Source organism: Rhodococcus sp. WS1 (genome assembly GCF_003797745.1).
In the GTDB taxonomy this organism is placed as follows: domain Bacteria; phylum Actinomycetota; class Actinomycetes; order Mycobacteriales; family Mycobacteriaceae; genus Rhodococcus_F; species Rhodococcus_F erythropolis.
This window is the reverse complement of record NZ_RKLZ01000001.1, coordinates 182787-197619: the sequence shown is the minus strand read 5'-3', so window position 1 is coordinate 197619 and position 14833 is coordinate 182787. Positions and strand designations below refer to the sequence as shown.

14 protein-coding genes are annotated in these 14833 nt (G+C 61.4%); 9 read left to right on the top strand and 5 right to left on the bottom strand.

Annotated elements, in window-relative coordinates; translation table 11 throughout:
* Positions 1–133: 133 nt before the first annotated feature.
* Entirely contained in the window at positions 134–916 is a 783-nt protein-coding gene (locus EEB12_RS00815) for a hypothetical protein (protein WP_020907762.1), read from the top strand.
* A 236-nt stretch (positions 917–1152) separates the two neighbouring features.
* Positions 1153–1581 carry a PaaI family thioesterase gene (locus tag EEB12_RS00810; RefSeq protein WP_020969625.1) on the top strand — a complete coding sequence of 143 codons (429 nt, stop codon included), beginning with the start codon at positions 1153–1155 and terminating at the stop codon, positions 1579–1581.
* Between the two features lie 87 nt (positions 1582–1668).
* On the opposite strand, the gene EEB12_RS00805 is transcribed toward EEB12_RS00810, so the two are convergent.
* Positions 1669–3084, bottom strand: a complete 1416-nt coding sequence (locus EEB12_RS00805) for an NAD(P)/FAD-dependent oxidoreductase (protein ID WP_141487267.1) — start codon at positions 3082–3084, stop codon at positions 1669–1671.
* A gap of 410 nt (positions 3085–3494) precedes the next feature.
* Between EEB12_RS00805 and EEB12_RS00800 the strand changes: the two genes are divergently transcribed.
* Complete coding sequence (locus EEB12_RS00800) at positions 3495–4292, top strand: ArsR/SmtB family transcription factor (protein ID WP_020907765.1); 798 nt, start codon at positions 3495–3497, stop codon at positions 4290–4292.
* Positions 4293–4743: 451 nt separating this feature from the next.
* Here the strand turns inward: EEB12_RS00800 and EEB12_RS00795 are convergent, their stop codons facing one another.
* Positions 4744–5016 (bottom strand): hypothetical protein, encoded by a 273-nt coding sequence (locus EEB12_RS00795; protein ID WP_021333470.1) that lies wholly within the window; start codon positions 5014–5016, stop codon positions 4744–4746.
* 58 nt (positions 5017–5074) lie between these two features.
* Here EEB12_RS00795 and EEB12_RS00790 point away from each other — a divergent pair, with 58 nt between their 5' ends.
* From EEB12_RS00790 to galE, 5 genes are all read left to right on the top strand, one after another.
* The gene (locus tag EEB12_RS00790) at positions 5075–7162 is read left to right on the top strand and encodes a glycosyltransferase (RefSeq protein WP_141487266.1); all 2088 of its coding nucleotides are present in this window, start codon (positions 5075–5077) and stop codon (positions 7160–7162) included.
* A gap of 61 nt (positions 7163–7223) precedes the next feature.
* On the top strand, positions 7224–7496 hold the full coding sequence (locus EEB12_RS00785; protein WP_020969628.1) for a PqqD family protein: 273 nt from the start codon (positions 7224–7226) through the stop codon (positions 7494–7496).
* 7 nt (positions 7497–7503) lie between these two features.
* Positions 7504–8382, top strand: coding sequence for a hypothetical protein (locus EEB12_RS00780; protein ID WP_258537310.1), 879 nt, complete (start codon positions 7504–7506; stop codon positions 8380–8382).
* Positions 8361–9491, top strand: a complete 1131-nt coding sequence (locus EEB12_RS00775; protein ID WP_141487265.1) for a nucleotidyltransferase family protein — start codon at positions 8361–8363, stop codon at positions 9489–9491. The genes EEB12_RS00780 and EEB12_RS00775 overlap by 22 nt, the downstream gene beginning before the upstream one ends.
* Entirely contained in the window at positions 9488–10486 is a 999-nt protein-coding gene (gene galE / locus EEB12_RS00770; RefSeq protein ID WP_141487264.1) for a UDP-glucose 4-epimerase GalE, read from the top strand. The genes EEB12_RS00775 and galE overlap by 4 nt, the downstream gene beginning before the upstream one ends.
* A gap of 7 nt (positions 10487–10493) precedes the next feature.
* On the opposite strand, the gene EEB12_RS00765 is transcribed toward galE, so the two are convergent.
* The gene (locus EEB12_RS00765) at positions 10494–11477 is read right to left on the bottom strand and encodes a hypothetical protein (RefSeq protein ID WP_141487263.1); all 984 of its coding nucleotides are present in this window, start codon (positions 11475–11477) and stop codon (positions 10494–10496) included.
* A 466-nt stretch (positions 11478–11943) separates the two neighbouring features.
* Here EEB12_RS00765 and EEB12_RS00760 point away from each other — a divergent pair, with 466 nt between their 5' ends.
* Positions 11944–13077, top strand: coding sequence for a sensor domain-containing diguanylate cyclase (locus tag EEB12_RS00760; protein ID WP_141487262.1), 1134 nt, complete (start codon positions 11944–11946; stop codon positions 13075–13077).
* Here the strand turns inward: EEB12_RS00760 and EEB12_RS00755 are convergent.
* Positions 13066–13539 carry a DUF5709 domain-containing protein gene (locus EEB12_RS00755; RefSeq protein ID WP_019748468.1) on the bottom strand — a complete coding sequence of 158 codons (474 nt, stop codon included), beginning with the start codon at positions 13537–13539 and terminating at the stop codon, positions 13066–13068. The genes EEB12_RS00760 and EEB12_RS00755 overlap by 12 nt on opposite strands.
* Before the next feature lie 73 nt (positions 13540–13612).
* Entirely contained in the window at positions 13613–14788 is a 1176-nt protein-coding gene (locus EEB12_RS00750) for a lipase (RefSeq protein WP_021344275.1), read from the bottom strand.
* Positions 14789–14833 lie beyond the last annotated feature (45 nt).

Here is a 14833-nt window from a genome sequence, read left to right as displayed (position 1 = left end):
GCGGGTGCGCTTCCTGCGGGGGACGTTCCTGTGAATATGCGGTGCCCAGCGTCACAGTTCTTTACTCTTGAATTATGGTGAGGCTAACCTACATTAAGAACCACAAGACAACTTCGGCCGATTGGAGTGCACGGTGACCATCACCTTGACCACCCAGCATGCGGATGTTCGTGAATTCGAACTCCGGTCGAACGCATTGAGCCGCACCAGCGTTCGCCTACGAGCACTCAACCCTGACTATCCGCGCGTCTACGCGGTTGCCGCCATGGCGGGCGAAGGTAAACGGCGTTGGTGGCAACTGAGCGAGGGCCTGTGCGGGGATCGGGTGCATCAGATGTTCGCCCGTTCACTTCAAGATCTCGACAGCGCCGAAGCTGCGGCGATCCAGGTTGCAACGTCACTTATTCATGCCGTGGTCGGCAGGGTGGCCGCGTCGATCGTCTCCGAGGGGTCCGCATGGGACCCGGGGCTCGAGAACCTGTTCATCCACATGGACAGCGACGGCGGGATCGACTGGGCCGGCGTGGTCGACGAAACGCTGCGCGTTGCGCCCAACGGACGGGAGTCCGGCAGTGACGGCGTCGTCGACATGCCATGTGAAGAAGCGCTCCTTGTCTGGACCGCGCACCGTTGCCTGACTTCACTCCGAGCGATCTATGACGCCGTCGCCAGGTGTGCGCCCGTCGACCAGTTCAGATTCTGGGGCCTGGTAGGGGAGTCGATCCTGGGTGCAGCGGCCTACGTCCCCATCTTGGCCGGTGAGGGCGAATCGGCCGCTCAGCGTCGAGGGCAGGGACTGCTGGACGCCTTTGTGGCCGCCGGGCTGCCGGTTCGTGCGCGCCGCAAGGTCTCGCTACGCCCTCGTTGGAACCAGTTCGACGAAGGGCTTGCTAAATTAGGTCAGCCTTGCCTATGATTGTGGAAGACCTCGCAGAGAGCTACACGACGCGAGAGTGACGAAACTGCCGGACCGCGCCGGAGTCCTGAGGGCTGCAGAGACTCCCGGTCCTTCCCACGGCGGGTTTCCCATCGAATGATGGGAAACCCGCCGGTTCTTTTTCCAGACCTGATTCCAAGCTCGAGTTACCTCTCGTGTAATCAGGTAGGGAGTGGCAGCCACACCGGCGCCAGAGAATCACAGATGGAGATGGCATGGTCGACACTGCTGAGACCGCAGAGATGATGAAACGGCTCGGGACGGGCTTCGACGCCACCATCGGCCTGGAATACACCGAACTGAGCCCAGACCGTGTGAGGGCGCAATGGACGGTCAAGCCCACGCTGCACCAGCCCGCCGGGATACAGCACGGGGGTGTGTACTGCTCGGTGGTGGAGTCTCTCGCCAGCGTCGGCGGCACCGTGTGGCTGGGCGAGCGAGGACACGTAGTCGGAGTCAACAACAACACCGACTTCCTGCGCGCAACGCGGGAGGGCACTCTCACCGCTGAAGCCACCCCGATTCATCGCGGACGCACCCAGCAACTCTGGGAAGTTCGCATCACCGACGAGAACGGCCGACTCGTTTCCAAGGGACAGGTTCGCCTCGCGAACATCACCGAGGTGGCGAAGATCGGAAACTGACCACGCGGCAGTCGATCAAATAACGAAGGGCGGCTGTGGAGTTGAACTCCACAGCCGCCCTTCGCTATTCGCCCAGGTACTGATCGATCAGCCGGCGGCCTTCTGCTGCTTGCCGGAAGCCTTCTTGGCTTCGCCATTCGAAGTGCTGCCGGACTCCGTCGCTTCCTTGTTCTTCTTCTCCAACTCGCCCATCGCGTTTCGCGCGAAGACCTGCTGCTCGGTGGACGCCATCTGAGCACGGCCACGCCCGAAGAACGTCACTGCCCACGACAAGAGCGTCGAGGCGCGTGAACGGAATCCGACGAGGTACAGGAGGTGAATTGCCAACCAGGCAACCCACCCGATGAAGCCGCTGATCTCGAGCTTGCCCACCTTGGCTACCGCGCTGAAGCGCGAGATCGTCGCCATACTGCCCTTGTCGAAGTACTTGAACGGAACTCGTTCCGACGGGGACTTTCCATCCAGTGACGCTTTGATCTGTTTGGCCGCATACTTGCCGCCCTGCATGGCGACCTGAGCCAGTCCTGGAAGCTTGTCGAGCGACATCATGTCGCCGATGACAAAGACGTTGGGGTGTCCGGGAAGCGACAGGTCAGGATTGACCATCACTCGGCCGGCGCGGTCGGTTTCTCCGCCGCTTTGCTCTGCAAGCTGCTTGCCGAGAGGGCTGGCCTGCACGCCGGCGGACCAGACCTTGCACTGCGACTCGATGCGGCGAAGGGTGCCGTCCTTTTCCTTGATGATCAGACCGTCGTTGTCGACGTCGGTGACCATTGCGTCGAGCTGGATCTCGACGCCGAGCTTCTCGAGCGTCTCGGCAGCCTTGCGGCTGAGCTTCCCGCCGTACACGGGCAACACGGCAGGGGCGCCGTCTAGGAGCACGACGCGCGCTTCACGAGGATCGATCTTGCGGAAGGCGCCGTCCAGCGTTCGACGGGAAAGCTCGGCGATCTGCCCGGCCAACTCCACCCCGGTGGGGCCGGCGCCGACCACGACAAAGGTGAGCAAGCGCGCGCGCTCGGCGGGATCGTCCGACAGTTCGGCCTGCTCGAAGGCCCCGAGGATTCGTCCGCGCAGTTCGAGGGCGTCGTCGATCGTTTTCATTCCGGGGGCGAACTCCGCGAACTGATCGTTGCCGAAGTACGACTGACCGGCACCTGCTGCCACGATCAGACTGTCGAACGGCGTAACCGTGACGCGTTCGAGCAGACGCGAGGTCACGGTCTGATTCTCGAGATCAATGGTCTCGACCTCACCGAGTAGCACCTGGGCGTTCTTCTGCTTGCGCAGCACCAGTCTCGTGGCGGGAGCGATGTCACCGACCGAGAGGATGCCGGTCGCAACCTGATAGAGGAGCGGCTGAAACAGATGGTGGGTTGTACGCGCGATCATCGTGATGTCGGCATCGGCTTTTTTGAGAGCCTGAGTGCCGAACAATCCTCCGAAGCCGGAACCGATCACCACTACGCGGTGGCGGTGCGGTTCAACCGACTGGATGCTCATTCCGTACTCCTCGAGTTCTAGGCGACAGTCCTACGGTAGTCCCACCGCGGCCGAGCTTCTCTGCGAGCAGTCCGACGCGCGCCGGTGTGTCCGAATCGATCAAGCAGCCTCCGGCGGCGATCACCCCGAGACGCGTGTCATCCTCGCGCCGGGGGTGTTCACCACTTTGTCGAGGTGTCAGCTACTGGCGGACCGACAAAATGAACAGTGCGATGCACCCGCCGACGAAAACCAGGATCGACAGAGCCACCGAGGCATACCCGACACCCACTCCAATTGCTGCCCAGTCCATGTGCTCAACCTCTCTTACGGTGTGATCCGGGATTCAGATCACATCTGCCTGAAGACATCACACCCTATTTATCCCTACTTCCGAAACCCGGCACGCCCAACCATTGACATGCAAGCAAATGCTTGCATATCGTGAAGTTGTGAACGACCGGATGAATGCAGCCTTCAAAGCACTTGCCGATCCCACGCGAAGACTTCTGCTGGACCGCCTGTTCGTAGCCAACGGGCAGTCGCTCGGTGAGCTGTGCGAGAGCCTCGACATGAGTCGCCAAGCTGTCACGCAACACCTCACGGCGCTCGAGGATGCAAATCTGATCAGCACGGTGCGGCAGGGGAGAACGAAACTTCACTATCTCAATCCCGTTGCGCTCGAGGAGATTCGAGAGCGATGGATCAACAAGTTCGAGGTACCGCGCCTGCATGCGCTCAGTGCCGTCAAAAAACTCGCGGAGGAAGCCATGACCGACAAGCCCAGTTTTGTATATGTCACCTACATCGCCAGTACGGCCGAGAACGTCTGGAAAGCACTCACGGACGCGGGGGCCACTGCAGAGTATTGGGGACACAGCAACGTCTCCGACTGGCAGCCGGGATCGACGTGGGAGCACCGCCGGATCGACGGATCGAACATCGCGGATGTAGTCGGCACCGTAGTCGAAAGCAGCCCGCCGTCCAGGTTGGTCACCACCTGGGCTGATCCGAACGGTGAACCGGGCGTCGATATCTCGCGGGTGAGTTTCGACATCGAAGCCTTCGGCGCGATCGTGCGATTGACCGTCAAGCACACCGATTTGGCAGACGAATCGGCTCGCATGGAGGTAGCGGGCGGATGGTCGGCCGTGCTGTCGAATCTGAAGTCCTACCTCGAGACCGGAAATACTCTTCCGGTGGCGCCGTGGGAGATGCCGGTCGGTTGACGGTTGTCGACCGGGACAAACGAGTCCCCTGAACAGGAGGAGATCGCCGTACTTCTGTCCGAACAGTCGGCGCAGTCCGGACTCAAATTCGCATACCCGTCAAATATCGGCGCGTTCAGTCTGTAAAGTTGCCGGAAGGATGCTAGCGTTTTGCCCGACATCGAGTGAGGACGACCTCGTCTCGGACGCATGGGAGAAACGCTATGGGCGGCGACGCTTTTCAGAATGTTCCGGTTGATCGACGCAAGTTCGTCAAGACAGTTCTAGCGGCCTCGGCGGTAACTGTTCCGGTCGTGACGTCGATCAGCCTCGGTGGTGCGGCACCGGCCTTCGCGGCCGGTGACACGCCGAACCTCTCCGGAGCTCCTACTCGTGGCCAGCAGAATCCGAATCAACCAGGCGGCGAGCAACCAGGCGGGAATCAGCCCGGTGGTAATACTCCGGGAGGGAATCAGCCGGGCGGAAACGAGCCGGGCAGCCCCGGATCGTCGGGAAGTTCGGGATCGTCAGGAAGTTCGGGTAGTTCCGGGAGTTCGGGATCGTCTGGAAGTTCCACAGGTTCCGGATCAACCGGTAGCTCGTCAGGTTCGGGTGGAACGACGACCGCCAAGCCCACCGGGCCGACGGAGCCGACAGAGCCGACCGTCCCAACTGTCCCAACTGTGCCGACCACTCGCACCGAGCCGACGTTCCCAACCAGCCCGACCAAGCCGACAGATCCCACGGAACCTGCGTAACCGACGTAATCGATACAACGCCACGGGTTCCCAGGGAGCACACCGATGCCCGAGTTCGACGACGCCCTGCACCGCGCTCTGAAGAGGCTTCAGAGCGCGGTGCCAGTACAGGTGAAAGAAACTCCGCCGCACGGAGAATCTGCCGACCTCACCATTGCAATCGCAACCTACGACGATTTCGACGGCGCATACTTCACGATCCACTCGATCTTGGTCCATCATCGCGAGATTCTGGACAGAGTCGAATTCGTCTTGTTGGACAACAACCCCGAGGGGTTGCCGGCGCCGATGCTCGAATCGTTTGCCGGTTACATCGATCGGTTCCGCTACATCCCGTTCACCGACGTTCGATCAACTGCGGTGCGGGACGTCCTGTTCCGCAAGGCCACCGGAAAGTATGTCCTGGTCCTCGACTCCCACGTGATCCTGGCACCGGGATCGTTGTCGGCGTTGCTGGCGTATTTCGATGCAAATCCGGAAACCGACGATCTGATCCAGGGACCGATGCTCTCCCAGGATTCCTCGCACATCGCGGCCACCCACATGGACCCCAAGTGGCGCAACGGAATGTTCGGCTCCTGGGGAGTTGATCCGCGAGCGAAGCAACACCCGGACGTGCCTTTCGAGATCATCATGCAGGGCCTCGGCTCATTTGCCTGCAGGCGTGAGGCATGGCCGGGATTGAACTCGCACTTCACCGGATTCGGCGGTGAGGAGGGATACATCCACGAGAAGTTCCGGATCAACGGCGGAAAGGTCGTCTGCCTTCCGACATTTGGTTGGCACCATCGATTCGAGCGCCCGGCGGGTGTCCCGTATCGAATAAATTGGGAAGATCGCGTTCACAATTACCTGCTCGGTTGGAGTGAGGTCGGATGGGATCTCGACTCACTCCATCGTCAGTTCTCCAGGTACCTCGGTGATTCGTATCCCGAGATTCGTCGCCGTGCCGAACTGAGCGTCCAGCGACCCGAGTTGGTCTTCGGCGGGGTGATCGTTCTCAGCGACGACGGCCGAGCAGCTCCGTGGCGTTCATGCCTGGCGGAGGCCGAGTCGATCGAACTGACCGTTCACCGTGCCATTCCGGCGGAGGACGACGGTCCGGATGGGTGGAGGACGGCCTCAGCGTTCGTCGCCGGACTCGACAAGGCGATTCTGCTGGGCTGGAAGTCGGTGGTCTTCCTGGACGAGGCTCGCGTGATCGAACCCGCGGTTATGTACAAGCTGCGGAACATAACCGACGACCTCCCCGCCGAAGCCGATGCGGCCGTCATCCACGCACACGGCGAAGACCTGGTCGGGGCTGCACTGATTGTTCGCGCCGCGGCATACCGAACCTTGCGAGACGAACTCTCTCGGAGCATGGACGGACCCGTGCGGTCCGACTTTTCACTGGCGACCTATCTGCTCGAGCGGGGCGCAGTCGACGTTGTGCTCGATCGCCCACTGTCGCCTGCCCGAGTAGGGGGAGAACCCACCCCGGCTGTCGAGGATTCGAAGTCGGACCGCGGTGTTGTCGTCGTGAATCTTGACCTCGATATCGACAGATGGAAGGCGTCCTGGCATCGATTCATTCGCTTACCGCGCGTAACAGCGGTGGAGAGAGAATCAGCTTTCGAGGACGTGATGAATCAGGAAGCGGCCTTTGCCGTCTCGTGGCGTCGCGCGGTTTCTCGGGCGACCGACAAGAGCTGGGATTCGGTCCTCATTGCAGCTGACGAACTGAGTTTGCTGGATGCGGCTGCGTCGATCCTGGACCACGCACGTGAAGACCTCGATCACCGCGATTGGGATGTCGTCCAACTCGGACACGACGCGAAATCGGCCGACGGAGCGCTGATCGACGGTTCGGCGCTCTTGCGCACCAGTCCCGAGAACCGTGGAGTTCACGCCGTCCTCGTTCATTCGCGCGCCTTCGAACGAATTCTGGACGCGATTGCGGATCCGGAGGTAGACCCCGAAGCATTCGAAAAATGGGCGGGCCACTACCAAACTTTGGGCAACTACCTGGTGGATGCGAACGCCGGGGGAGCGCTCACGTGTCTGACGCTCGCACCCGGCATCGCCTCCACACGCAGCCTGATTCGTTCGGGCGCAATCGAATCCGAATACTCACGACGCTTCTCGCTCTGACACCACCCCAAACGCAAATAGCTCAACACAAATATCGGACTCGTTGGAACAAGGAGATATCTTGACGGAACTACTCGAAGACGCGAGGCCTCAGCGCTCACAGACGGTGGAGAGCAATGATCTCACCGACGGTGTCGTGCTGTACGACAGTTCCAGCGAGGTTGCCCATCACCTCAACCCCGTCGCGACTTTGGTGTGGGAACTGTGTGACGGCCGGACCGTCAGTGACATCGTCCAGGCGGTGTCGGAGGTACTCGAGATCCCTGACCATGACGCGGAGTCGGTGGTCAGCGAGACCTATGGACAGCTGAGCGCCTCGCGTCTGCTGGTGTGAGAATCCCGTGACAGGCAGCCACGTACCACAATTCCGAACGCACTACCTGTGGGTTGATGCGATCGTGCGCGGCCCTGCCATACCCGAACTCGGTGTCATCGAGCATCGAATTGCCAGCCCCTGGCCTGCGGACCACAACGTCGAAGTTCGGATTCAGCGGAATCGATCGACGTTCGGTCGCTGGGACGCCACCATCGACTCGACCATCGGAGGCAGCAATGAACCGCTGATCGGTCTCGACGGACTCCACCTCGCGGAGAACGTTTACCGCACTGTGCACCGGGATGTCATGACGGCCGCAGATACCGAACTGTGGACACGCCTGCATGCCGCTCTGGTCGACTGCAACGGTGTGAGAGTGGCGATCGCCGGGCACTCCGGGGCGGGTAAAACCACCTTGGCGCTTGCCCTTGCCTTACGGGGTGCACAACTGCGAGCTGACGAAGGGGTCTTCATTCGCGGTACCGAAGCGGTGGGCTTGCCGCGCCGGGTCCACCTGAAAGCCGGTACGTTCGACGTTCTCCCGGACATCAAGGCGCACGATTCGCTGTATCTCCCGTATACCCCTTCGGTGTGGGCACTGGACCCGTCGACATTGCCCGCTACTCCCAACGTCGATTCGGCGGTTCGCGGAATCGATCTGGTGCTGATTCTCGATAAATGGGACGGGGGTCCTACTCGTATCGCGCCGATGCCCGCACCCCAGGCGATCCAGTCGCTGGCCGAGCAATCCGCTCTGTGGTCCGACAATCACGGACTGACCCTGAGAAACATCGCTGCCCTGCTCTCGAATGCCCCGTGCTACGGAATGATCCGGCACCACGGCGACACCGGCGCCGACACCGTGGAGGAACTGGTGGCGTCATGCGTGACAACCGGTACCTGATATCGATGTTGGAACCCGAGCACGGGGCCGACGTCATCCGTTCGTGTTCGCAGCAAGATTGGCCGCGAGTCATCGACGCCGCTGCCAGGCACAAGGTGCTGCCGCTGCTGGCCGCCCGCGCAGTCGATGCCGGCTTCGCATCGGTCCTGCCGGCGAGTTTCGCCGAAATGCTGTCGGAATCCGCAGCTAGCGCGTCGAGTCCGGAATTGACGCTGAGCCTTGTCCATCACCGAAACGCGCTTCGGATCGCGGACCTCGATGCGCAGCGCGTAGAACTGCAAGAGTTTTTACACAGCAGCGGATTTCCGACTGTCGCGCTGAAAGGTGCTGCCCTTCTCGAGCGAAGAATCTGGCCGAACCCGGCGGCACGACGGATGACGGACATCGACCTCTTGGTCGTAGATCCCGCACACGCCGTTCCAGCCAACGACGCGATCATCGACTTCGGATATCGAATGGTTCGCCCGGACGAGGTGGCGGGGGATTCCATCGATCACGACGATCATCAGGAACCAGCGCTCCTTCGCGACGACCGTCACGGCTCCGTCGAAATCCATTCACACTTGCTTCCGCGGTTCGCCCGTCACGCGTTGACCCGCGAGTCCGCGGTCCGAGGACTCAGCGCGGAGACCGAAGGATCCAGGCTTGCCCTTGCCGATGTCACGCTTCATGTCATCGCTCACGCGCGGCTTGCCGATCGCGCCTTGATTCGCGCTGATCTGGCGTTGAACAGCGTCTTCGACGTGGGGTACCTGTTCGACTCCGAGCCGTCACTCCCGGCGGTCCTCGCGCGACGCCGATTGCCACGCGATGTCCGTCGGGCGGTGAACGTCCACTGGGCTGCGGTGGAATCGATCTTCGGAGTGAGTACCGGGGTAACGACCACCTCGGCGCGTTGGTGGTGGCAATGCACGCTGTGGTTGGCCGATCGCCCACGCCTGCACTCGCTCTACCGCGATCTGGTCATGGTGCCGCTCTTTCTCGACCGTGATCGGCTTTCCATCCGGGACGGGCGCGACCTACGTGGATGGGACTTGGCACGCTCACGCGTGTCCCACTTCGTCCGTCGTGCGAGGACTGCCGTCGAAGATGCCGGGGGAGCAGCGTGAAAGTACTGATCACCGGCGGAGCGGGATTCATCGGAAGCACCGTGGCGTCGAAGTGCGTCGACGCCGGGATCGATGTCGTGATTCTCGACAACCTGCTGACCGGCCGTGCCGAATTTGCGCACAGTTTCCCGTTCTACCGCGGCGACATCGCGGACGAGAAACTGCTCGACAAGATATTCGCAGATCATCCCGATATCGATGCCACAGTTCACTGTGCGGCCTTGATCGTGGTCGGAGATTCCGTGAGTAGCCCGGCGCGGTACTACGAGAACAACGTATCCAAGTCACTGACGCTGGTATCGAGTGTCCTTCGGAACGGTTGTGAGCGCTTCTTGTTCAGTTCCTCTGCTGCGGTATACGCGCCGAGCGACGGTGGGTGTGTCGACGAACGTTGGCGGATCGCACCGCAGAGTCCCTACGCGCACAGCAAGGCTCAGTTCGAAACGATGCTTGACGACATCGTGGCGGCCACAGGATTATCGGCAATATCTCTACGCTACTTCAACCCTGTCGGGGCAGACCCGGAGCTGCGAAGCGGACCAGCGTCGGCGCGCCCGACCCACGCACTCGGAAAGCTGTTCGAATCAGCTTCGACAGGAACACCTTTCAGAATTACGGGGACCGATTGGCCGACGCGCGACGGATCGGGAGTGCGTGATTACGTTCACGTCTGGGACCTTGCAGACGCTCATGTTCGAGCACTCGAAAGGTTCGACCGGGTCACCGCTGATTCATCACGCATGACTGTGGTCAACTTGGGCAGCGGGCGGGGGACGACGGTGTGGGAATTGGTACACACATTCGAGAACGTGCTCGGCGAAGACGTCGACGTGGTCGCTGCCGACCGACGCACCGGTGACACTGCCGGCGCCTATGCGTCGAACGATCGTGCGTTACGACTACTCGGGTGGGTTCCGACGTTCACCTTGGAACAGGGGATCGAGGACACTGCACGGTGGCTGGTCGTACGGGCGCACCTGCTGAATTCGGTGTAGCTGAACGTCAGCTTGGTGGCTCGCCCTCGACGGTGATGTTGTTGCTTCGTAGCCAGAATGTGGCGTCCGGATCCCACCCGGCGAGCACGGTGGCCCCCGAGTTGGCCGACAACGGGATCGCGATGCCCGGCGTGGTCAGATAAGCCATCAAGGTCAGGTGGACGGCGTCGTAATCTGCGGCGACCGAAACCCAGTCCGGAATGAACCAGTCACGGTATTCACCGGTCGTGTCGTACCAAACGAAGCGACGTGAAGCGGGCACTGGCAGGGGATAGGTATCGACCAGATTCGCCCAGTCCTGCGGACCGGTGATCTCGTAGATGCGGGGCGCGCCGTAGATCCTTACCGGCTGCACCCGCGCCTCGTTCGAGGAGCTGTCTTCTTCGAGAAACACCCCGAGGGCCCCGATACCGTCGCGGGCCCTGGTTGTTTCGGTTGTACCGTTGGCAAAAGGGGTAGACCACCATTCGCCTCCGATGTTACGGTCCGGATCTTCGATCTGGTATTCCAGAAACCGGCGTTCCGTATCGAGTGCCTCGTCGCGCCACTGTTCGAGGCCGTCCTTCGTGGGGTAAATCCGCAGGGGTAGGCCCGACCAGCCGTAAATGGGGTTTCGCTTTTCAACCAGATTCTGGTTCAGGCGGTCGATCGGCTCGGTCCACCAGGCGGCGTGTGGCGAGTCGAGTAGTGCTCCGGCAATCGGTCGCAGCGCCGCTGCGACATCCGGCCGGACGAAGATCAGGTCTTCTTCGTCCGGCGGCTCCCAGTAGCGTGCGCAATCTACGGCATACGCAAGACAGTGCAGAATCTCGAGTTCGGACATCTCGGCGATTGCCCGGATATCAACAGCGCCGAGAATTTCGAGCGCATGTTCCGGCGATTGAGGCCAGTGTCCACCGGAGTTGCTTGCGCTGGCGCGGCACGCGCGCCCGACGTTCGCACAGAAGCGACGGCCACGTGGTGAACCGAGGACGAGTGCAACTGAATCCATGTGGGTAAAGCTAGCGGACAGGCTGACGGGGGACGTTCGAATAACCATTACTTGACATAATGTAGATTATCGGCAAATTGTCGACCTGGCGATATCGACTCATGATCCGTTTCCTGCGTCGTTGATCCGTAGATGTATCTGTCGACCGTTCGCGTGCTTCCGGCCTGAACCGCTGGACGCATTGTGTGAGCTGATCATCTTGGCGTGCCCGTCGCCGTCCGACCCCGGCCGGCCACCGAGCAGCCCTGCCGCTCAGGTGTCCAGGCCGCGCGGCAGGCCGCCTGACGCGGGTTGATGTTGATGGATGAGTCTCGCCCACTCCCAGCCACCCCGCCCCAATTCGTCACTGTGACGTATTGGGGACGACAGGCTGCCGAGCGGGTGCAGTTCCATTGTCATCGCCACGGACTACTATCGCCGCATGTGTTTTATTTCGACCGGCCGCTTCGAATGATCAGTGGCCGCGATGAGTGACACACCCAAGGTCGTGCACCGCTGGCTTGCAGTGCCAGACCAGTTCGACCGATTCACGCGATTCTTGCGCGACAACGGAATTCTGATGCCGACTCGGATAGGCATCGGCATATTGGTTTTCCTCCTGGGAGTCACGATTCTGCTGAAGCGACTGGGCACCCATTCGGTACAGACCATCGAATTTCCGTTGGACGTCGTCATCGCAGTGCTCGTGATGATCGGCGGAACAGCGCTGCCGTTCACTGCGACGACCCGGGAACGGTCGTACCTTTTTGTCATCGCGGGCGACCTCGCTGTTGCGGTGATCGTGCTGGCGGAGGCCAATCCGGATCAAAGGCTGCTGGGGTGCCTCGTCTTCGGACTCGTCGGCTCGTACATAGCGTTCTTTCACAATCTTCGAGCGCAGCTGTGGCACCTGCTGTTTTCCGGGGCGGTCATCGTTATCGCCAGCATTGGCGTGTTCACCGATATACCTTCCGGCCTCTCAGACGTCCTGGGACGCATTGCCTTTGCCATCCCTGTCATCACCGTCATACCGGTGGTCACGCAGATTGCTCTGGCGCTCCTGAGCAACGACGCTCAAAGCTCCGAACTCGATCCGTTGACGGACCTGCTGAATCGGCGCGGACTCTCACGGCGGACTTCCGAACTCCTGCAAGCGAAATCCAGCCTCGACCAGTCCTTGCTGGTGGTGGTGATCGACATCGACAATTTCAAACACTTCAACGACACCTACGGTCACGACGTCGGCGACCGCGTCATCCTGCGCACGGCGTATCGACTCCACGACTGGGCCAGATCGGACGCAGCGATCGCTCGTATCGGCGGTGACGAGTTCGTCGTCGTTCAGATCATGCCGTTGCCGTACGTCGGCGACTTGCTCGCACGGATCGCCCCCATCATGAACTCCCCTACGGGCGAACCACTCTCGACGACAAGCATCGGCATAGCCATACACAACGGCGGCTGGCCAGACGTGCAAGCAGCAGAAAGCGGCGTTCACGATCTACATCGCCTAGCCGATTCGGCGATGTACGAAAGCAAGAGGATGGGTGGAAATCACGTCCACTCCATCGTTCTCACCGATCAACAGGCGCAACAGTCAGGCGGTCGGTCAGTCGTCTGATTCTTCGATCAGATGCATCGCGGCTTCCTCCGCCGACGCTGCGCCGCCGTCGATTCCGACGTCTCCGGCAATGAGTTCGCTTTCCTCGTCCTCGTATCGGCCCTCGTCTTCGGCAACGAGACGCCCGACGCGGCGATTTCCGACTTCGTCACCGTTCGGGAATTCTTCTTCCCGTTCGAATTCGTCGGCATCTGCCGGATCCTTCAGGGGATCTCCCAGTGACGCGTACGGATCAGGTTCTTCCTCGGCCAGGCGCTCGTCGAGGGTCTCCCCCGCCGATTCTTCACTGCCGGTCAACCCGTGGGCGTCCAGGCCCAATGGGCGTTCCGGTGGTGAGATTCCCTCGTCGAGAATGTCGTCCACGCCTCGATCGATCAGGGTGTCTTCGGGTTGAAGCTGGTCGTCGGGATCGAGACTGTAATCGCCATTGCCGGCCGCGCCGGTGTCATCCGTGTCGCTCATACGATCAACGATGCCACGGGCACACCGAGTTGGCCATGTGCCGCGCCTGCTCGATACATCACTCCGGAGACATTCAGCACGAACGCGGGGCCGGCACTCCGTCGAACCGGTCCTGCAGGTACTCGAACGCGGTGGGCAGACCGAGGACCGCAGTGGTGAGGTGGTCCGGGCTGGGGAACAGCTGAGATTGAACCGTGGCTCCGGCGGCGCAGTACCGAGAAATCGTGTTCACCACCGAATCGATGGGGATAAGGACGTCGTCGGGCGTGTGCCATTCGAATACCGGGGCAGTCGGCACACCCGGATAAAGCTCGACGCTGTTGTCGTCCATAACCTTTCGCACTTCGGGGCTGGACAACAGGGAAGTCGACGTCGACACCTGGGAAGCGCTGCGTCCTGCGCCAACTCTCAGGATGTCGTTGGTGCACGCGTTGGTGAGTTCGGTCCGCATCGACCGACCGAGGTCGTTGAGTTGATTACTCAGCGGAAGAAGATCGGGGTACTCGCGTTCGAGGCCCATTGCTGCGGCGAACGCGAGGCCGAATGCCGGGTGCGGATCCTGTCCGAGGCCGTTGGCCATCTTGGACAGATTCATCGGAACGCCGCCCTCGGCTACACCGACGAGGTTGACCTCGGGTGCGTAGCTCGGGGCCAGTGCGGCCGCCCACGCGGTGGCCATGCCGCCGCCGGAGTAACCGGCAATACCGACTGGGCTGGCGCCACTACGCAATTCGGGGATTTTCTGAACGGCGCGGATACCGTCGAGCGTGATCTGTCCGCCCAGCCGCGCGGCGCCGTAGGCGCTGTTGGGTCCGAGATGGTCAGGAAGGGCAATGGTCCATCCACGTTGAAGCGCGACGTTGAGGATGGGCGCTTCACGGATGACGATGTTGGGATCCGATGCGTAAAGCGCGCGAGATGGCGCACATCCCGTTCCGAGTGCGTTGACGATGTGCTGATAGGAGAGCAACGGGCCGTCTTGCGCTTGATTCGGCGGGACCAGGATCGTGCTGACCGCGGCGATCGGCTTGTTCTCGGAGTTCGTGGACCGATAACTGACCTGCCAGATCGCGACGCCGGGAAAGGTCATCAGGTCAGGGGCCCGGCGCACAGAGATCGGCGTGCCGGCGGTCCCCTCGGCCGCTGCTTGCGAATAGAACGGGTCCGGGTCCGGTGCCGGATATGCGGGATCTGCTTGTGCAGTCCACCCGGAGAGAAGTGCGGCAGTCAGTGCAGCAGCAGTCAGCATCGATCCGGTAAACACGCGTCTGGTTCGCAGTTTCAACGTTTTCCC